At 68.7% G+C, this 19,667-nt stretch carries 12 protein-coding genes; 7 read left to right on the forward strand and 5 right to left on the reverse strand.

What is annotated here, in order from left to right; genetic code table 11:
- Window position 1: 1 nt before the first annotated feature.
- The 3 genes from OG885_RS22215 to snpA form a co-directional block, all read right to left on the reverse strand.
- Window positions 2-325 (reverse strand): hypothetical protein, encoded by a 324-nt coding sequence (locus OG885_RS22215; RefSeq protein WP_405734296.1) that lies wholly within the window; start codon window positions 323-325, stop codon window positions 2-4.
- Between the two features lie 45 nt (window positions 326-370).
- Window positions 371-4,855 (reverse strand): RHS repeat-associated core domain-containing protein, encoded by a 4,485-nt coding sequence (locus tag OG885_RS22220; RefSeq protein ID WP_405734298.1) that lies wholly within the window; start codon window positions 4,853-4,855, stop codon window positions 371-373.
- A 527-nt stretch (window positions 4,856-5,382) separates the two neighbouring features.
- Window positions 5,383-6,027 carry a snapalysin gene (gene snpA / locus OG885_RS22225; RefSeq protein ID WP_405734300.1) on the reverse strand — a complete coding sequence of 215 codons (645 nt, stop codon included), beginning with the start codon at window positions 6,025-6,027 and terminating at the stop codon, window positions 5,383-5,385.
- 141 nt (window positions 6,028-6,168) lie between these two features.
- Between snpA and OG885_RS22230 the strand changes: the two genes are divergently transcribed.
- Entirely contained in the window at window positions 6,169-7,113 is a 945-nt protein-coding gene (locus tag OG885_RS22230) for a LysR family transcriptional regulator (protein WP_405734302.1), read from the forward strand.
- Window position 7,114: 1 nt separating this feature from the next.
- On the opposite strand, the gene OG885_RS22235 is transcribed toward OG885_RS22230, so the two are convergent.
- Window positions 7,115-9,190 carry a PhoX family protein gene (locus OG885_RS22235; protein WP_405734304.1) on the reverse strand — a complete coding sequence of 692 codons (2,076 nt, stop codon included), beginning with the start codon at window positions 9,188-9,190 and terminating at the stop codon, window positions 7,115-7,117.
- A 282-nt stretch (window positions 9,191-9,472) separates the two neighbouring features.
- On the opposite strand from OG885_RS22235, the gene OG885_RS22240 reads away from it, so the two are divergent.
- From OG885_RS22240 to OG885_RS22250, 3 genes are all read left to right on the forward strand, one after another.
- Window positions 9,473-11,299: a VWA domain-containing protein gene (locus tag OG885_RS22240; protein WP_405734306.1), complete on the forward strand. Its 1,827-nt coding sequence runs from the start codon at window positions 9,473-9,475 to the stop codon at window positions 11,297-11,299.
- Window positions 11,300-11,441: 142 nt separating this feature from the next.
- Window positions 11,442-13,166: a methionine--tRNA ligase gene (metG, locus tag OG885_RS22245; RefSeq protein ID WP_405734308.1), complete on the forward strand. Its 1,725-nt coding sequence runs from the start codon at window positions 11,442-11,444 to the stop codon at window positions 13,164-13,166.
- A 15-nt stretch (window positions 13,167-13,181) separates the two neighbouring features.
- Window positions 13,182-13,937 carry a toll/interleukin-1 receptor domain-containing protein gene (locus OG885_RS22250; RefSeq protein WP_405734310.1) on the forward strand — a complete coding sequence of 252 codons (756 nt, stop codon included), beginning with the start codon at window positions 13,182-13,184 and terminating at the stop codon, window positions 13,935-13,937.
- Here the strand turns inward: OG885_RS22250 and OG885_RS22255 are convergent.
- Window positions 13,927-15,288 carry a polysaccharide lyase family 1 protein gene (locus OG885_RS22255; protein ID WP_405734312.1) on the reverse strand — a complete coding sequence of 454 codons (1,362 nt, stop codon included), beginning with the start codon at window positions 15,286-15,288 and terminating at the stop codon, window positions 13,927-13,929. The genes OG885_RS22250 and OG885_RS22255 overlap by 11 nt on opposite strands.
- 148 nt (window positions 15,289-15,436) lie before the next feature.
- On the opposite strand from OG885_RS22255, the gene OG885_RS22260 reads away from it, so the two are divergent.
- The 3 genes from OG885_RS22260 to OG885_RS22270 all read left to right on the forward strand — a co-directional run bounded on the left by OG885_RS22260 (window position 15,437) and on the right by OG885_RS22270 (window position 19,629).
- A complete protein-coding gene (locus OG885_RS22260; RefSeq protein ID WP_405734314.1) occupies window positions 15,437-15,901 on the forward strand; it encodes a hypothetical protein in 465 nt (154 codons plus the stop codon).
- A gap of 86 nt (window positions 15,902-15,987) precedes the next feature.
- Window positions 15,988-16,353 (forward strand): PH domain-containing protein, encoded by a 366-nt coding sequence (locus OG885_RS22265; protein WP_329336908.1) that lies wholly within the window; start codon window positions 15,988-15,990, stop codon window positions 16,351-16,353.
- A gap of 162 nt (window positions 16,354-16,515) precedes the next feature.
- A complete protein-coding gene (locus OG885_RS22270) occupies window positions 16,516-19,629 on the forward strand; it encodes an FG-GAP repeat domain-containing protein (protein ID WP_405734316.1) in 3,114 nt (1,037 codons plus the stop codon).
- Window positions 19,630-19,667: the final 38 nt, after the last annotated feature.

Raw genomic sequence — 19,667 nt, forward strand, 5'->3', positions numbered from 1 at the left:
ATCAGCCGAAGAACTTTCGCCATCCGGGGAGTCCGCGGCGAGCCGCCGGCCCGAATTCGGCATCCAGGCGACGTTCCCAGCCATCATGCTCCAGACCGCTGCCCATCAGCACGTCCCGCCAGTCATCTCGCGCATCCTGGACCGCCAGCAGAAGCGCATCCATGTTTCCCGCGGCATGCAACAACGTGGCAGCGGTGATCCTTTCCTTGTCCACATGTCTGTCCAGCGATTGCTGAAGGTCCGTGAGCATCCCTTCCACGGCCTCACGCTCACCCTCGCCAAAGTCCCTCAAGATGCGCTGCCTGATGCGAGGCGTAAGTTCCATGCATGCCACCCTTTCGCAGTGAAATAGCAGGAGAAGTAACGAAACTCATCTGGGTGCCCTCAAATAATTTCCCTCATGGAAATATCCGGCATCGAGAAGCTGATCCAGCTCACGAGACAGGACGGTCGGCCCACCCCTTCGATTCTTCAGATTCCCCTCGATCGGTGAGACGAGATAGACATCGCGCCCATTTTTGATGATCTTCTGGATCCAGGCATCATTTCTCCCAGGCGACCAGCGCCTGATCTTGAGAACCTCAAACCTCTCCACATCGGCAAGCATGTCCGTGTCTGAGATCCGCCCGATCACAGGAAGGGGACGGCATGGTGCCAGTCCAGCAGGGTCAGCTACGGTGTGAGGGGTTTCCACATAACTGACCGGGTTGGGTGACGGACCCAGTCCCAACGGGTCAGGGCTGAGATATCTCGCTGTTTCCGGATCGTAGTAGCGGAAGTAGTTGTAATGCAGGCCTGTCTCGGGATCGTAGTACTGACCGGGGAAGCGCAGAGGTGTATAGGTCTGGCTGGTCCTTGGCCACGCGGTGGTACCCCAGACAGTTCGGCGGGCGTGCCAGGCGATCTCGCCCTGTTCGTCGACGAGTTCAGTGGGAGTGCCGATCAGGTCCGTGACGATGGCGTAGAAGCGGGAGTCGATCTCCGTCTGTGACGCACCTGCCGCTGTGATGCGTTCCGTCTGAGCGACCGGGTGCAGGCCCTGGTGATCCCAAGTGAGAGTGACCGGGTTCGGGAATTCCGGGGCTGTCGTCGTCTGCTCGCAGAGCGTGCCGCCGTCCCACGCGAAGTCGACGCGCTCCTCGACTGTGTCGCCGTCCACCGAGAGGCGGACTTTCGCCGTGCGACGGCCCAGCGGATCGTACAAGTACTGCCAGTGCGTGCCGTCCGGCGTGATCGCGTATGTCAGACGGTCTTCTGCGTCCCATGTGTAGCGCCAGACGCCCGGCTTCCGCGACAGACCTGCTTTCCGGCGGACGACGAGGCGACCGAGCCCATCGTGCTCGTAACTCACCCGGCCCGCGCTCGTCACGCGCGTGCCTTCGTAGTGGCGGGTGCCCATGACGTCCTGGCCGGGTTGGGTCGTCGGCCAGTCGGCTGCTGTCTGGTTTCCGGCTTCGTCGTAGGCGTAGCGCTCCGACCAGTCGGCCGCGTGGACCGCCACTACCCGCCCGGACGCGCTCAGTTCGAAGCTGCGGCCTCCGAGGAGGCTGTCGTCGACACCCACGACGTTGCCGTCCCCTCGATACCTGTACGCCCGACTCTGAAGCCGCCCTCCCTCCATGTCCTTCAAGGTCTGGCTCGTGAGTCGCCCCAGCGGGTCGTACACCTGGTCCAGCTTCAGCGCTCCGCCGATACGGCGGGAGACTTCACGGCCGACCAGGTCGTAGCTGAAGTCGATCGACCGGCCCGCGGTCACCAGGCCCACGCGACTGCCTGCCGCGTCGTACTCGTACGTGCTGCGCACCCCGCTCGGGGTCGTGCGGGACGTACGGCGGCCTGCAGCGTCGTACTCGTACGCCATGGTGTGGCCGTTCACTGTCTCCGCGCGAAGGAGGCCCCGGTGGTCGCGAACCAACGTCAACGTGGCGTCGGGCCCGGCAGCGCGCACCAGTTGGTCCGTCGCGTCGTAAGCGAATGTCGTCACCCGGCCCGCAGCGTCCTTCCGTACCGTCCGGCCGAGGGCATCGCGCTCGAAGGTGACCGTCTGGCCCAGTGCGTTCGTCCGGGAGACGACCCGGCCTGTCGCGTCGTGCCCGTACGCGATGGTGCGATCGTCGAAGTCGGTCTCGGCGATCAGGTTGCCCGCCGGATCGTAGTCGTACGTCCATGTCAGGCCCTGCGGGTTGGTGACCTGAACGAGGCGAAGCGCGCTGTCGTGGACGAACTCATGGCGAACACCGTCCGGGCCGGTGCGGGAGGCCGGCATGTCGAAGTGCGTGTACTCGAAGTGTGTGACTCCGCCCAGTTGGTCGGTGTGGCTGGTGCAGTTGCCCTCACCGTCATACGTCCAGGACTCCGTGGTCCCGTCGGGGGCCGTACGGCGTGCCGGGCGGCCCTCCACAGTCCAGTCCAAGCGGTTGACCGCGGCCGCGGCATCGGTGATCACGACCGGACGGCCGAAGGGGTCCCGGTCATAGCGGGTGACCGCCCCGACGGGGTCCACCACCTCGATCGGCAGCCCTGCACGGTCGCATCGGATGGCCGTCGTATGCCCCAGCGCATCCGTCACAGAGGTTCGTCGGCCCTCCGAGTCGTAGGTGAAGTGGACGGTTCCGCTCGCGGCACCGGTCATTGATGTGCAGTTACCCCGCTCGTCGTACGTCCAGCGGTGGGTCCTGCCGTCGAATCCGACCATCACCGTGGGGAGCGCGAGTTCGTCGTATTCCACGCGGGCCACGCGGCCGTCCGGGCGCACGCTCACGGTGGGCCGGCCGTACTCGTCGCGGTCCGTGCGCGTGATGTGGCCCAGGGCGTCGGTTTCGGACAGGACGTGGTGGTGCCCGTCGTACGCCGTACGCGTCACCGCCCCGAGGGGGTCGATCTCGGCGACGACCTGGCTGTTGCCATGGACGACAAAGCGGGTGACGGCGCCTTCGGCAGTGGTGAGGGTGGTGATCCGGCACTCGGGCCAGGCGGGGTCGGTGCCGTCGTAGTCCAGAGTGATGGCGATGTGGCCGGCCTCACCGCCCTCCGCGACACAGCGGTCGTCCGCGTCGTATGTGTAGAAGTAGCTGCGGTCGTTGGTGTCGGTCCAGGAGGTGATGCGTAGGCGATGGTCGTAGGCGAGTCGTAGCGGCAGGTCCGAGGAGTTGATCGTCTCGGTGAGGTTGCCGTCGGTGTATCCATAGCGCTTGATCACGACGTCTGTGCCGTCCTCTGCCGCCCCGGCAAGGCTCAGAGAGGTCACGCGGCCCTCGTCCGTGGTCAGTTTGAGGTGGTAGCCGCCGGAGTGACGCAGGGCGAGCGGGGCTCCCTGCTCGTCATGGTCGAACGTGATCGTGTGGTCGTTGCGATCGGTGATACGCGCCAACAGGGCGACGCCGTCCGCCGTGGGGCGTCTGAAGTGGCGGGCCTGACCCGTCACCGGGTCGTCGATGCGGTAGTCCCCGTCTTCCAGACGGGTCAGCGGCCAGCGGGGGCCTTCGTCGTTCATTACCGGCAGGTGCGTGCCGCTCGGGTGAGGGTAGGTGAGCAGCAGGCCGTCCTCGGTGACGAAGACCACTCCGTCCTCGTCGACCTCCAGGCGTTGATCGATGCTGGAGGCCCAGGAGGGTCCGAACCACCAGCCGCATCGATAGTCGGAGGCGGCCCGCCGGGTGATGATCAGCGGCAACAGGCCCGGCAACTCCACGTCTGTCAGCGGGAGAAACATCGCACCGGTGGCCATGTCGACGGGGTCACTGCCCCTGTGGCGAACCGCGTACTTCGTCCGTTTGTAGGCACCCTCCACTCCATCAAGGACCATGTCGCGCGCGTTCTTGCCGAGGCCGCGCAAGGCCAGGCCCATGGTCTTCAGACCAGCTTTCATGCCCTTCAGCGCGGCCAGGCCCCCCTTGAGACCCTTGGCGAGGCCGCCGAGGGTGGTGAGGCCTCTGCCCCCGGGTAAGCAGTCCAGTGCCGCCAAGGTGACGTCCCACAAACTGGCTTGGCCCCTGGAGTACTTGTAGAGCGTGTCCGCGAGTAGGACGGCCGCGGCGACCAAGAGGATCGCGCCGAGGATCGGTCCCCCGATGATCATCGCGACGATGCCGACCACCGTGACGACGACCTTGGCGACCGCGACGATGTTGTCCCAGTTGTCGCCGACCCAGTCGGTGACCTCCTCCCACCAGGACCGGTTCTGGATGCCTGCGTCGGACGCCTCGTCGATCTTCGACTTCGCCTCGCGGGCTGCGCCCTCCCGCATCTTGCGAGCGTCGGCGGCCATCTTCTTCGCCGCGTCCAGGGCGTCCTGGGCGTCGTTCACGTCCGACCGGGCCAGTGTCTGCGCCGAGTGCGCGTGCTGGGCGTCTCTGGTGGCGGTGCGGACTTTCGCCGCGTCGGGCTTGTCGCCGTCGGACTTGCTGCCGGTGGGGTCGTCCTTGTACTTGTCGGCTTCCCTGGTAGCCCTGGTCACCCATGAATCGGCGGATACCAGCCGGGAGTTGGCGGCTGACAGGTCATCTTGCGCCGCCCTGGCCCTGACTAGCGCCTTGTCCGCCAGCGCCTGCGCCCGCTCCAACTTAGGCCAGAAGTCGGAGAGCGCATCCCCGCACATGCTGTACGACTTCTTGAGCTTCCTGAGGTTCTTCGGGACGTCCCCGAACTCGTCCTTGAAGACCTCGGCCGACTTGCCCGCCCACTCCAGCAGAGTGTCCTCGTCCGACATCCCCTTGACGAGACGCAGTGCGTCGGAGACATCGTCGGCGAAGTCGTGCAGCGTCTTGGCCAGATGGCGGATGCGCTCCGGGTCCCCCGGTGTCGGGTCCTTGTCCAGGTCCAGGACATGCCAGTCCGTGGGCCTATGCCCCGCCATACCGCAACCCCCGTCACGTACGCATCGTCAGCAACCGTATGCACACGTGAAGTTACACGGATCAGGGCACGTCGAGGGGATCGCTCCGGGCGCACAACTGCGGTATGGCGCAAAAGAGTCGGCAACACCGATCCGCGAAGAACGACCCCATGCCTCGTGCGGTCGTGATGAGGCCTTCCTCGCACAACGAGCGTGGGGCCTTGCCGAGACTGGACCTTGCGTCCGAGCCCTCGCCTGGATCCTGGCCCTCCGCACCGCACACCCGAACGGCCGCCAACGCCTCGGCAGGCGGGCCCGCAGACCCGATGTCGTACTCCCCAGAGCCACTTACATGCGCCTGCGCGTCATGCCGGACCCTGAGTTGACGGATCGACACCCACGACGGGCGGTTCGCGTAGCGCTCGGGGTAGCGCCGCCGCCTCGGCGACATAGCCAGACCTATTGGTTCGCACCAGCCGGAAATGGGTACGGCCGCCCTGTGCAGGAGGGCGGCCGCACCTGTGGGGGGTGGGGTCAGGTCCGGTGGGTTATTTCTGGAGGGACTTTTCCATCGCTGCCGCCAGGCCGTTGGCCCAGAGTTGGTTGACTCTGGAGCGTTCCGTGGCGTTCGGCTGGGCGTTGGTGCAGGACGTGCCCGGGCCGCCGCCGGACATGAGTTCGCTGCACGGGCCGGAGTAGTGGTCGGGGAGGCCGAGGACGTGGCCGGTTTCGTGGGCCGTGACGCGGGTGGAGTTGTACTGCTGGTTCTGGGCGTAGTCCAGGAAGATGTAGCCGCTGCCGTGGCCGTCCGTGGAGGCGTAGGAGCCTCGGGAGTCGTTGCCCTCGCGGTAGGTGAAGTCGGCTGAGGAGGCCGATCCCGACTGGAGTTTCACGTTCGATACCGCGCTGTTCCATATCTGCGTGCTGCGCGCTATCTGGGTGCTGAACGTCGGGGCGCGGGAGGCGTCGTAGATCACCGTCACGGCTGCCGTGCTGGTCGGGTTCGCGGCGCGCTTCTCCGCGACCGAGGCCAGGACCGCCTGGAAGAAGGCGTCCGTGGTGTCCGTCGTGTCCGTCGACGTGGCCTTGGGTGTGTAGCCGGGTGTCGTCGGGGCAGCTGACACTGTCGGAACTGCCATGCCCAGCGCGGCTGTTGTGAGGACCGCCGTGAGGGCGTACGTGTGCTTGCGCATCGAGGACTCCTTGGTGGGGGGTGAGTCGTCGATGTGAGTCTCGGGGGGCGTGCGGCGGTTGGGATGATGGCAATCGGTGATAGGGCCGGGCTATCGGCAACCTCTGGTGAAAGCTGTGACTCCGCTTTACGCTCCCTGGGCATGGAGCTCGAGGTGAGGCATCTCCGTGCGCTGTGCGCCATAGCCGACACCGGCAGTCTGCACCGCGCGGCGAGACAACTGGGCGTCGCACAGCCCTCGTTGAGCACTCAGTTGAGACGCATCGAGGAGGGGCTGGGCGGGGCGCTGTTCTGGCGGGAGCGTAGTGGGTGCCGGCCCACCCCGCTCGGGCGGCTCGTGCTCAGCCGGGCCCGGCCGCTCGTGGCCGAGCTGCGGTCGCTCGTCGCCGAGGCGCGGGCCGCCGCTGCCGGGGGGCCTCAGTTGCGGGTCGGGTCCACCGCCAGTCGTGCGCTCGCCGGGTGGCTGCGGCGGTTGCGGGGGCGGGGGCAGGAACCGACCCTGCACATGGACGTGTCGCCCAACGCGCTGCTGCGGATGGTCGCCGACGGGCAGCTGGACGTCGTGTTCGTGCACGAGGTGGAGGGGTCGCCGCTGCGCATCCCGGAAGGGCTGCGGTTGCGGGTGCTGGTGGAGCGGGAGCCGCAGTTCGTGTCGCTGCCCGCCGACCATCCGGCGGTCGCGAAGGCCGATGTCTCCCTCGCCGATCTGGCGCACGATCGCTGGATGATCGACCCGACCGTCGACGGCGAATGGGACGCCGTGCAGCGGATGTTCCGGGTGGCCGGAATCAACCCCCGGGTGCTGTACGGGGATTACCACACCGCCGCCGCCCTCGTGGCCACCGGCGAGGTCGTCACCGTGTGCCAGCCGTCCTGTCTGCCTCGCCCCGAGATGGCCGTACGGCGCCTCGACGGCGACCCGCTCGGGGTGCGGCTGCTGCTCGCCGCCCGTACGGAGACGGACCTCGACGGGGTGCATCCCGCGCTGGAGGAGGCGTACTGGGAGGCCGCGCGGGAGGCGCCGGCGTACCGGGAGTGGCTGGAACGGTCCGCTGTCCCCGTCCCAGCCACCCCGATGACCGGCTGACTCAGACGCCGATGTCCTCGCCGTCCCTGCGCCACACGGCGACGACCGCCGGGCGCACGATCTTCCCCGGGCCGTCGGGCCAGGTGCTGGCCGGGTTCTCCACCGTCGCGCCGGTGATCTCGCCCGGGTGCTGGACGGCGACCAGGACACGGCGGTCCTGGATGACCGGGCCACAGGTCTCCGCACCGGTCGGCATGGTCAGGAACTGCTTCAGCTCACCGCGCCGGTCCCCCTTGGTCGCGACGCCGAACAGGCCGTCGTGGGAGCCGAGCTGGTTGCCGTCGGTGGAGATCCAGAGGTTGCCGTACGGGTCGAAGGCGACGTTGTCCGGGCAGGAGATCGGGCTGACCCTGTCCTTCGGGAATCCGGCGAAGTAGGTGGCGGGGTCGGTCGGGTCGCCCGCGACCAGGAAGAGCGACCAGGCGAACCGGTCGCTCTCCGGGCGGTTGCGGCGCTCGGTCAGCTCCAGGATGTGCCCGTGCTTGTTGGCGCTCCGCGGGTTGGCCTCGTCGGCCGCCGCGTAGCCGGTGAGGCCGCGGTTGGTGTTGTTGGTGAGGGCGACGTAGACCTTGCCGGAGACCGGGTTGGGCTGGATGTCCTCGGGCCGGTCCATCTTCGTGGCGCCGACCTTGTCACCGGCGAGACGCGTGAAGACGAAGACCTCGTCGGCGGTCATGCCGTCCACGTGCGAGACGGCGCCCTTGGCGGTCGCGGTGGCGAGCGGGATCCACACGCCGCTGCCGTCGAACTCACCGTCGGCCGGGAGCTTGCCGGTGCCGTCGATCTCGATGGTCGGGGAGTCGCCGGTCAGCTGGGCGACGTACAGCGTCCCCTCGTCGAGAAGGGAGAGGTTGTGCTCACGGACGGCGCGTGAGGTCCCCTTCCGCACCTTCTTGCTGCTGACGAACTTGTAGAAGTAGTCGAAGCGCTCGTCGTCGCCGGAGTAGACGACGGGGCGTCCGTCGGCGGTCAGCCGAACCGTCGCGGCCTCGTGCTTGAAGCGGCCGAGGGCGGTGTGCTTGCGCGGGGTGGACGTGGGGTCGTACGGGTCGAACTCGACGACGTACCCGAAGCGGTGCACCTCGTTGGGCTCCTGGGCGACGTCGAAGCGCTGGTCGAACCGCTCCCACTTGCGCTCGCTCGCGCCGGTACCGACGCCGTACCGCTTGTCCGTGGCGCGGCCGCTGTTGGCGAAGTACTGGTTGAAGTTCTCCTCGCCGTGCAGCGTCGTGCCCCAGGGGGTGGTGCCGCCGGAGCAGTTGTTCAGCGTGCCCAGCACCTTGGTGCCGGTCGGGTCGGCGGAGGTCTTCAGCAGGTCCGAGCCGGCGGCGGGGCCGGTGAGCCGGAACTCGGTGGTGGCGGTGACGCGCCGGTTGAGGGGGTGGCGGGGCACGGCGGTGAGCTTGCCGCTCTTCCGGTCCTCCTCGACGACGACCGCCGACAGTCCGTGCGCGGCCCAGGCGATCTCGACCTGCTCGCGGGTGGGGTTGGCGGCGTCGTAACCACGGAACATGAGCACCTCGTCGGTGTACTCGTGGTTGGCGACGAGGAGCTGCTTGCCGTGGCCGAGCGGGAGCAGGGCGAGGAAGTCGTTGTTGTAACCGAACTGGCCGGCCTGCGCGGCGGCCGTCTGCTTCTCCGGGTCGAACGCGGGCGCCCCCCGCAGAATGGGCTCGCCCCAGCGGATGACGACATTCTGCGCGTAACCGTCGGGGACGGTCACGGCGTCGGCCGTGTTGGGGGCGACGGGGGTGTAGCGCAGACCGCGGGCCGCCTTGCTGCCGCGACCCGGCTTGTACGAGGTGGTCGGCGCCGTGCCGGTCGCGGCGTGGGCCTGCGGGGCGGCGGCGACGCTCGCGCCGGCCGCGGCGGCCACGGTGACGACGGCGGCGGTCCGCATCATGGAGCGGCGGCTGAGGGCACCGGCGATGACATCACCGACGTACTCGTTGGCGCTGGTGTTGGGCACCTCGTGGAAACAGGCGTTGCCGCACCGGTAGAGGCAGGTCATGGCGGAACGGCCGCCCTGGTGTCCGTCGGACGACGGCGTACTGATCAACGGCAGCGGTATACGCACTTTGTCTTCCCCTTGCTTCCCCATGGACTCCCCTTGAATCCGCGCCTCGGACGCTAGGGGGGTGGGGGTGCGGGAGCGGGGACTGGTGGTGAACGCGCGGTGAATCCGGAGTTGCCGGGTGGGAGTTGGGGATGGGTTGCGCAGTAAGACCGAATACGGGCCTTGACGGGAGCGGCCTCCGGTGCCCTCCCCGGCCCAAGATCTCCATCCGGGGCCGCTAACCTTACGTGTCCGTCCTGGCCAGGGATTTACGGGCATCAACTCATGCGAAGGGTTGCGCACATGGGCATTCTCACTCTCCTGCGGAACGCGTTCGGCCGGTCACGCAAGGGGCGTACCGCCGAGGCAGAGGGTGCGGAGGGGACGCAGCCGACAGCTCAGCCGACGGTGCCGGAGCCTGCGGCGCCTGAGCAGGTGGTCAAGGCTGAGGTTCCGGAGCAGCGGCCGTCGGCGGCCACGTCGGTATCGACGTTCACTTCGACGTCCCTGTCGACCAAGGACGAGCACGATCTGGTCTCGGCGGCGTTCGACAAGGTGACGGTCCCGAAGCCGGCCGCACCGGTGGAGGACGCTACGCCGGTGGTGCCGGAGGCGGCGACGCCGGTGGTGGCTGAGGCCGTCGCGGCGGAGCCCGTCGCGGAGGAGCCCGTCGCGGAGGCGGCGCAGGCTGAGGCTGAGGCTGAGGAGCTGACGCCGGTCGCCGAGGAGCCGGTGGCCGAAGAGGCGCCCGCCGCTGAGGACGAGCCGGTGGCCGCCGCGGAGCCGGTCGCGGAGGAAGCCCCCTCCGCTGAGGAGGCGGTCGCGGAAGACGCCGCCCCGGAACCGGCTGCGGAAACGGTGGCGGAATCCGTGGCGGAGGCAGCGTCGGAGCCCGCCGCCGAGGAGCCCACGCCCGAGCCCGCCACGGCATCCGAGGCCGAGGGTGTCGCGGAGACCGAGGCCGCCGAGCCGGTCGCCGAAGCCGAGCCCGTCACGGAGACCCAGCCGGAGTCGGATGCCGCCCCCGCCGACGAGCCCACGGCCGTCCAGGAGCCCGTCACGGAGGAGGCGTCCGCCGCCGAAGAGCCGGAGCCGATCGCCGAGGTCACCCCCGAGGCGGAGCCGGTTGCCGAGAGCGAGCCAGTCGCCGAGGCCGAGACGGAACCAGTGGCCGAAACCACCCCGGAGCCCGAGGCCGCCCCGCAGCCCGAGCCGATCGCCGAGGCCGAGTCTGCCGCGGACACCCAGCCCGAGGCCGCGGCGGAGCCGGCTGCCGCCGAGGAGCCGGAGCCTGTCGCCGAAACCATCCCCGAGCCCGAGGCCAAGCCCGAGCCTGAGCCCGAGGTCACCCCTGAGCCCGAGGTCGCCCCGGAACCCGAGGTCGCCCCCGCCCCGGTCGCCGCAGCCGCCGACGGCGAGTCCGCCCCGCAGGGGCCACCCGCAGCTGACGACGAAACCGTCACGGGTGGTGCGGGTGGGAACACCGGCGCCGAAGGCGGAGCCGAGGCGGACGCGGCCGGCACCGCCCTCGCCAAGGCCGGCCTCACCACCGCCCGCGCCAGGACCTACCTCGTCCTCGACCGCTCCGCGAGCATGCGCGCGTACTACAAGGACGGTTCCGCCCAGGCCCTCGCCGACCAGACGCTCGCCCTCGCCGCCCAGCTCTCGCCCGAGGACCCCTCCGTCCACGTCGTCTTCTTCTCCACCGAGGTCGACGGCACCATCGACCTCACCCCCGCCTCCCCCAAGGACGCGATCGACGAGGCGCACGCCGGCCTCGGCCGCATGGGCCGTACCAGCTACCACGCAGCCGTGGAAGCCGTACTCGCCCACTACGACAAGACGACCACCCCCGACGCGAAGGCCCCCGCCCCCGCCCTCGTCGTCTTCCAGACCGACGGCGCCCCCGACGCGAAGACCCCCGCCACCCAGGCCCTGACCGAGGCCGCGAAGAGCCACCCCTCCGTGTTCTTCTCCTTCGTCGCGTTCGGCGAGCACGAGAACAAGGCCTTCGACTACCTCCGCAAGCTGAAAACCGACAACACGGCCTTCTTCCACGCGGGCCCCACCCCCAAGGAGCTCACGGACGCGGAGCTCTACGACGGCGTACTGATCGACTGGCGCCCGTAACAACACTCGTAGCAACACTCATAGCGACACCCGTGCCGCCCGCTTCTCACCCCGTAATACGGGAAGCGGGCGGCATACACATGTCGGCTACGATTTCAAGGTTCGAAAACCCGAAACAGAACCGACCTGGGAGCAGCCCCCGATGGCTCGACACCTCATCACCAGCGCCCTTCCCTACATCAACGGGATCAAGCACCTGGGCAACATGGTGGGGTCCATGCTCCCGGCGGACGTGTACTCCCGGTACCTCCGCCAGCGCGGCCACGACGTCCTCTACATCTGCGCCACCGACGAGCACGGCACCCCGGCGGAGCTCGCCGCGAAGGAAGCCGGACTCAGCGTCGCCGAGTTCTGCGCCCAGGCGCACGACGCGCAGAAGGCGGTCTACGACGGCTTCGCGCTCGCGTTCGACTACTTCGGCCGCAGCTCCAGCGAGCAGAACGTCGAGATCACCCAGCACTTCGCCCGCCGCCTCAACGAGAACGGGTTCATCGAGGAGCGGGCGATCCGCCAGGTGTACAGCCCCACCGACGGCCGCTTCCTCCCGGACCGCTATGTCGAGGGCACCTGCCCCCACTGCGGCTACGACAAGGCCCGCGGCGACCAGTGCGAGAACTGCACCCGTGTCCTCGACCCCACCGACCTGATCAACCCGCGCTCCGCGATCTCCGGCTCCACCGACCTGGAGGTCCGCGAGACCAAGCACCTCTTCCTCCTCCAGTCGAAGCTCCAGCACGAGGTCGAGGAGTGGGTCTCCCGGCACGAGGCGGAGTGGCCGCAGCTGGCCTCCTCCATCGCCCGCAAGTGGCTGACCGAGGGCCTGCACGACCGTGCCATCACCCGTGACCTGGACTGGGGCGTCCCCGTCCCCGCCGACACCTGGCCGGAGCTGGCGGCCGAGGGCAAGGTCTTCTACGTGTGGTTCGACGCCCCGATCGAGTACATCGGCGCGACGAAGGAGTGGTCGGACCTCGACCCGGAGAACCGGGACTGGAAGTCGTGGTGGTACGAGGCGGACTCCGGCGAGAACCCGGTCCGCTACACCGAGTTCATGGCCAAGGACAACGTCCCGTTCCACACCGTGATGTTCCCGGCCACGGAACTCGGCGTCCGTGAGCCCTGGAAGAAGGTCGACTACGTCAAGGCCTTCAACTGGCTGACGTACTACGGCGGCAAGTTCTCCACCTCCCAGAAGCGGGGCGTCTTCACCGACCAGGCCCTGGAGATCCTCCCGGCCGACTACTGGCGCTACTTCCTCATCGCCAACGCCCCGGAGTCGGACGACTCGTCCTTCACCTGGGAGCACTTCACCGCCACGGTCAACAAGGACCTCGCCGACACCCTCGGCAACTTCGTCAACCGTGTCCTGTCCTTCTCCCGCAAGCGCTTCGGCGACGACGTCCCCGAGGGCGGCACCCCGGGCGAGGCGGAGGCGAAGCTGGGCGAGGAGATCGCCCGCCTCCTCGCCGAGTACGAGACCCAGATGGAGGCCCTCCAGTTCCGCAAGGCCGCGTCGGCGCTGCGCGCCCTGTGGTCGGCCGGCAACTCCTACCTGGAGGAGAAGGCCCCCTGGCTGGAGATCAAGACCGACAAGGACGGCGCCGCGCTCACGCTGCGCACGGCGATGAACCTGATCCACCTCTACTCGGTGGTCTCGGAGCCCTTCATCCCCGCGACCTCGGCCGCGATGCGCCAGGCCTTCACCCTTGCCGACGACACCGCCACCTGGATCACCGAGGCCGAGGCCAAGTCCCTCACCGCGGTCCCGGCCGGCACCCCCTTCACCGTCCCCCCGGTCCTCTTCGCCAAGCTCACGGACGAGGACCTGGAGACGTACAAGGAGCGCTTCGGCGGCACGGCGGAGTAACAGAGGGGCGGGGGCGTGCTGAAGATCTTCCTCTGCCATTCGTCGGGGGACAAAGAAGACGTACGGCGCCTGCGGACGCAACTGCTGTCCGCGGGCTTCCAGCCCTGGCTCGACGAGGAGGACATCCTCCCGGGCCAGGACTGGGACCGGGAGATCCGCCGTGCGATCCGCGCCTCCGACCTGGTCCTGGTCTGCCTGTCACGCGCGTCGGTCACCAAGACCGGATACGTGCAGAAGGAGATCGGCCTCGTCCTCGACTTCGCCGACCACCAGCCCGAGGGCACGATCTACGTCATCCCGGCCCGCCTGGAGGACTGCGAGGTCCCGGAGCGGTTGCAGAGGTGGCACCGGGTTGATCTGTTCAGGGAGGACGGGTTCGGCCGGCTGCTGCGCTCGCTGGCGCTGGTCAAAGGCGCCGACGTCGGGGTCCGGTACGACGGGTTCTACGCCAAGCCGGCGACGGACGAGGGGTACACGGAGTTCCTCAGGTTCTACCCGGAAGGCACCATGCTGGAGGTGACGACCAGCGGGTCCGCCGAGCAGATCATCACGTGGTTCAACCGGGAACATCCGGACCTGGGGACGGGACTGTACGAAATCGTCGGTGACCGCATCAAGTTCGCGGCCACGACCTTCTACGGCGGCCCCATCGAATACGACGGCACCATCCGCGAAGAGGGTGCGGAGCTGCACCTCCACACCCTCAGCCGCATCAACGGCCATCAGTCCGACGGCGTATGGCGGTTCGTGCCCGTGCAGCTCACGAAGTGAGCACCCCCGCCCCCGCCGTCTTCCCCAGCGACGTCGGCAGGTTCGTCACCGCCGAGCCCGACTCCAGGCCCGCCGTCAGCGTCGGCGTCCAGTTGACGGTCGTCTTCAGGTCCTTCGACGACGCGGCGTTGTAGGCGGCGACCAGGTCGGTCACCGTGCCGTTGACCAGGTTGCCGGAGCCCTTGATCGCACCCGTGCCGTCGCCGCTGAGCAGCTTGGACACCTTCACCGAGGACGGGACCTTCCAGTAGTTGTTCTCGGCCACGACCTGCGCCTTCGCCCGCGAGTTGATGCTGTACTGCACCGCGTATCCGTTCAGCGGCGTGACGTCGTAGTAGTTGTTGTAGATGTGGATCTGGCCGACCCGGGAGAGCGGGGCGCGCTGGACGATGCCCTTGTAGACGTTGTGGTGGAGGGTGACGCGCAGCTTGCCGGCCGGCTCGCTGTCGCTGCTGCCGATCAGGGTCGTCTTGTCGTGGTTGGAGAAGACGTTGCGGGAGATCGTCACCAGGTCCGAGCTCTTCGTGACGTCCAGCTCGCCGTCGTGGATCTGGTACTCGCGGCCGTAGTACTTGGGGTTCGCCGAGTCCAGGTGCGGGGTGTCGGTGAACGTGTTGTGGTCGGCCCAGACATGGGTCGCGCCGCGCAGGGTCAACGCGTCGTAGTTGGAGTTCCAGTTGCCGTCGTCGCCGTCGGTCGGGTCCCACTGCGGGAAGCAGTCCTCGGTGGCGGCGAAGGTGAGGTTGCGGACGATGACGTTGTCGACGTTCTGGATCTGGAGCATGGCGCCGCTCAGACCGGGGTTCGAGCCGGGGACGCCGACGATCGTCGTGTTCGCCGGGACCTTGAGGACGACGTTCTTCGCCTGCTTGGTCTGGGCGGCGGCGCGGGCCTTTTCCTGGGTGCCGGAGGGGAGCTTCGAGCGGCCGTAGGTCGAGGGGTCGTACGCCTTCAGGTACGAGGTGAGCGAGTAGCCGGTGCCCGAGGCGTAGTCGGCGCAGGTCAGCTTCTTGCCGGCGTCGTCGGTGTTGGCGTCGATCGTGCCCTTGACCTTGATGATCCGGGGGGTGGTGTCCGACGCCGAGCCCAGCGCCTTCACCAGCTGGGCGCGGGTGGAGACGGTGAAGGTGTGCGCGGCGTCGGCCTTCGTGCCGCCGGTCGTGCCGGTGCCGGAGGACGCCCAGCCGTCCTTCGCGGCGAGCGTCTGGTGGTACAGGTCGGCGGCGGCGGTGGTCCCGGCGTTCGCGTTCATCACCACGACACCGGCGCCGACGCCCGCGGCCACGGCGGCGGCGGTGATGACGAGGGAGCGCCGCTTGCGCAGGGAACGGCGGTGGGAAGGAGCAGCCACAGGTGAGTCCTTACGTACTTGGGGGGTACTTCCGACTGTTCTGTGGTCGTGGAGATCCAAAAGGTTGCCGTAAAACTTTGGCTCTGTCGGTGATCAAGTTGTGGCCAGGGGGCGGAACTTGCCAGGAAACATACGTATGGTTTGCGCCATGGCAGTACCTGGCATCATCCCGATCGCCTACGAGCCGCACGGCCGTACCGAGGCCATCGGGCTTTACACGGAGGGGCAGTTCCTGGGGTCGGTCACCTACGCCTTCCCCAAGGGCTTCCGGCCGGACGACGGCTGGGAGGAGCAGAAGCGCCTCTACTCCGTGCTGCACACCTTCGACGCCGAGGGCGGTTACCGCGACTCGGAGATCTGGTGTGCCGGGACCTGGGCCGAACAGCAGCGGGACGCCTCCGTGCTGGCGCGCGCCCGGGCCCATCTGGCGACGCGGCTGCGCAGCCTGCCCCGGCGGACCTACACCGACATCGCGATACGGCCCTTCGAACTCGTCGTGGACGGCGTGCTGTTCGGGCTCGTCACCGGCGAGGAGGACGGGGAGGGGTGGGCCGAGCTGTATCCCGACCGGCTGGGCTTCGGAGCGCCCTGGGACGGGAGTTACGACGCGTGACGATCACTAATCCTCCACATGTTCTAGGCAGGGACCCGGGCGACGCGCTATACATGCCCGAAGATCACTAGTGGGGGGTTTCATCCATGGCACTTTTCGGCAACGCGCACACCATCGACCCGGGCCAGGCGGCCTCGGACTTCGCCAAGCTGCTGGGCGCGGGTGAGGGCGTGCAGGCGGCGTACCAGCTGGTGCGCGACGTCATCATGTTCACCGACCGCCGGCTGATCCTGGTCGACAAGCAGGGCATCACCGGCAAGAAGGTCGAGTACCACTCCGTCCCGTACCGCAGCATCACGCACTTCGCGGTGGAGACGGCCGGCACCTTCGACCTCGACGCCGAGCTGAAGATCTGGGTCTCGGGCCAGTCGGTGCCGATCCAGAAGACGTTCACCAAGGGCGTCGACATCTACGAGGTGCAGGCGATCCTCACGCAGTACGTCGCGCGCTGACATCCGGCTCGCGTGCCCCGACGCCCCCGAAGTCCTCTTCGGGGGCGTCGGCATGTACCCGGGTGAGGTCGGGTCAGGGGCACCGCGGCGACTTTAGGAAGTCTTGGTAATATCCGGCCACTTGTGCGAGGGCAGGGGCTCTCGCAGGGGAGGGAACCTCACGTGGGCAGACACGCCCTGAGACGGGGCGGTCTGGCCGCTGCCGTCTCCTCGCTCGCGGTCGCCGTCGCGGCCGCATCCGTGGTCGTCCTGTCGGAGGGCGGCGATTCCGCGGAGGCGGCCGAGGCCGCCGGCACCACCACGGTCACCCTGACCGACCCGAGCTCCACCACACCGCGCACCGACCGCCCGTACGTCGACGGCGACACCGGCTTCCTACACCGGCAGACCGGCCGGAGCGGGCTGCTGTGGACCGACTTCGCGACCGGCACGACGGTCACGGTCGAGAACGCCGACGGCGTCTACACACCGGGCACCGGCTGCACCGTCATCGGCTCGGAGTGCCGTACGGCCTGGTACGGCGTGGACGCCGACCTGGTCGCCCTGCCGGCCACGGCCACCGACGCGTACGCCACCCTCTGGGACCCGGCGACGGCCACCTCGAAGAAGGTGAGCTGGAACGGCTCGCTCCAGTACGGCCAGGGCTACTACCGGGCGCTGGCCGGCGACACGATCGTCACCACCAACTCCCTGATCGACCGGGTCGACGGCGAGTGGCGCACCCGCAAGGTCACCGGCGACACGGTGAACATCCAGTCCGAGGGCGTCCTCGCGGCCGACGCCTCCGGGCTGCTCGTGCAGAACAGCACCTTCGGCTCGCTGCACTACATCGACCTCGCGTCGGCCGTGAGCACCCAGGCCTTCGAGAGCGGCACCAGCGACGCGACGTACCTGATGAGCGGGGACCGCGTCGGCTGGTACTACAACGGCACCGCCGAACTGCACCTGAAGTCCCGCACCGACCTCAGCGCCGCCGAGCAGGTGGTCACCCTGCCCGCCCACCCCGGCGCCCTCGACGGCGACCCGGTCCTGGTCGGCGACTGGCTGGTGCTGCCGCTGTCCTCCAGCGCGCTCGGCTCGAAGCTGATCGCGGTGAACATCACCGACCCCACCCAGCAGCGGACGCTGCTGGAGAGCGCCGGCGCGTACACGCTGGCCGCCGGTGACGGCACCGCGCTGGTCAGCGGTGGCACCGACGCCACCGACTGGTGGGTGCGGCGGGTGAGCCTGGCCGAGGACGGCACGCCCTCCCTGGAGAAGGTGTCGCAGGCCCCGGCGCTGGAGAACGCCAAGACCGGCATCGCGCTCGGCCGCGGCAGCCTGCGCGTCGCCGAGTCCGACCGCACGACGTCCGTGCGCGAGCTGTCCACCAACGGCTCCACCGCGCTGAAGGCGTACGACGCGACCGCCGACGCCTCCTACAACTCCATGGCCGTGTGCCCGTACGCCGACACCACCTGCGCGCCGCTGTGGGGGAACGTCGACGGCGAGGACGTCTACCTCGACACCAACGGCGGCACCGACGAGGGCGAGAGCCTGGGCGACGACCGGCTGGTCGCGATCGGCGGCCACGAACTGGACTTCGGCGGCCGGGACGGCGCGATCGTGGACGTCTCCGACGACTACGCCGTCTACAACTCCGGCGGTACGTCGCCGGTGCAGTACGTCGGCGAGTTCGGCCAGGGCGAGAAGCTCAAGCGGTCCGTGCGGGCCGCCGCCCTGGGCGGCTCCACCCTCTGGAGTGCCACCAGCACCGCCGGCAAGCTCACCTCGTACAGCATTCCGCTGGCGAAGACGCTCTCCACGGTGACCGTGCCGGGCCTGGCCTGTGTGCCGAGCGAGCTCCAGGCGGCGGGCCGCTGGGTGTACTGGGCGTGCGGCACGGACTCGGCGGGCGTGTACGACACGAAGGCCGCCACGGCGACCGCGGTCACCCCCGGTGACGTGCTCCTCGGCGACGGCTTCACGGTCCGCCACGACCACACCGCCGGCACCCTGGTGCTCACCGAGGCGGCCACCGGCACCACCCGCACGGTCGCCTCCGGCCTGCCCGACAACGGCCTGACCGTGGACCGGCGGTACCGCTGGACGGTGGACGAGTACTCGGGCCTGGTGGCCTGGTTCGACGAGTACGAGCGCACCCATGTCGCCACCGCGGGCGTCACCCCGTCCGCGCTGACGGTCTTCGAGACGCAGACCGGCGACTACGTCTCCTCCGGGACGAAGTTCGAGGGCCTGTGGCTGCTGTCCCGCCCGGTCAGCTCCTGGTCGGTGACCTTCACCTCGGTCCAGAGCGGCGCGAAGGGCAAGGTCAGCACCACCGTCAAGGGCGCCGGGGCCAAGGCGTGGGTGACGACCGACTGGTACGGCACCACGGTGACCGGGGACCGCTTCCCCAACGGCGCCTTCACCTGGACCCTGAAGGGGACCGCGCTCGGCACCTCGACCGAGGTCACGGCGGCCACCGGCAAGGGCTTCCGGCAGAACGGGGCGGCGGTCCGGCGCGACTTCGTCAGCCCCGACGGCCCCGACGGCCGCGGCGATCTGCTCACCCTCAACTCCTCCGGCGGCCTGACCTTCCAGTCCGGCACCGGCACCGGCAAGTTCGGCGACAAGTACACGGGCACCGGCTGGGCCACCTCCGTCAAGGCGATCCCGTTCGGTGACCTGAGCGGCGACCGCTGCAACGACGTCCTGGTCCGCTACAGCTCCGGCGCCCTGCGCCTGTACAAGCCGGGCTGCGGCAAGGCGGTCAAGCCCTCGACCTCCTACACCACGCTCGCGACCAGCGGCTGGACGCAGTACGACGTGCTGACCTCACCCGGCGACATCAGCGGTGACGGCCGTCCGGACCTGATCACCCGCAACGCGTCGACGGGAACCGTGTACCTCTACAAGGGCACCGACACCGGCAAGCTGTCGTCGCGCGTCAAGCTCTACGACAACTGGAAGGGCTACAAGAAGATCGTCGGCGCCGGCGACCTCAACGGCGACGGCATCGGCGACCTCCTCGCCCAGGACAAGTCCAACGTCCTCTACCGCTACGACGGCAAGGGCGACGGCACCTTCAAGGCCCGCGTGAAGCTCTTCACCGACTGGGGCGGCTCGTACAACGTCGTGGTCGGCGTCGGCGACATCACCGACGACGGCAGGGCGGACATCGTGTCCCGCGACACGAGCGGCAACCTGTACCGCAACAGCGGTGACGGGAAGGGGTCGTTCGGGGCGCGGGTGAAGATCGCGACCGGGTTCGGCGGATACAAGTCCCTTTCGTAGCAGCACAGTTCACAGGTTGAGGCGCCCGGGGTCCCTGC

The sequence above is a fragment of the Streptomyces sp. NBC_00028 genome (assembly GCF_045041065.1).
In the GTDB taxonomy this organism is placed as follows: domain Bacteria; phylum Actinomycetota; class Actinomycetes; order Streptomycetales; family Streptomycetaceae; genus Streptomyces.

Excerpts from the sequence above, each read along its gene's own strand:
- OG885_RS22215 (WP_405734296.1), bottom strand. The coding sequence starts at position 325 with ATGGAACTTACGCCTCGCATCAGGCAGCGCATCTTGAGGGACTTTGGC.
- OG885_RS22220 (WP_405734298.1), bottom strand. The coding sequence starts at position 4,855 with ATGGCGGGGCATAGGCCCACGGACTGGCATGTCCTGGACCTGGACAAG.
- snpA (WP_405734300.1), bottom strand. The coding sequence starts at position 6,027 with ATGCGCAAGCACACGTACGCCCTCACGGCGGTCCTCACAACAGCCGCG.
- OG885_RS22230 (WP_405734302.1), top strand. The coding sequence starts at position 6,169 with ATGGAGCTCGAGGTGAGGCATCTCCGTGCGCTGTGCGCCATAGCCGAC.
- OG885_RS22240 (WP_405734306.1), top strand. The coding sequence starts at position 9,473 with ATGGGCATTCTCACTCTCCTGCGGAACGCGTTCGGCCGGTCACGCAAG.
- metG (WP_405734308.1), top strand. The coding sequence starts at position 11,442 with ATGGCTCGACACCTCATCACCAGCGCCCTTCCCTACATCAACGGGATC.
- OG885_RS22260 (WP_405734314.1), top strand. The coding sequence starts at position 15,437 with ATGGCAGTACCTGGCATCATCCCGATCGCCTACGAGCCGCACGGCCGT.
- OG885_RS22265 (WP_329336908.1), top strand. The coding sequence starts at position 15,988 with ATGGCACTTTTCGGCAACGCGCACACCATCGACCCGGGCCAGGCGGCC.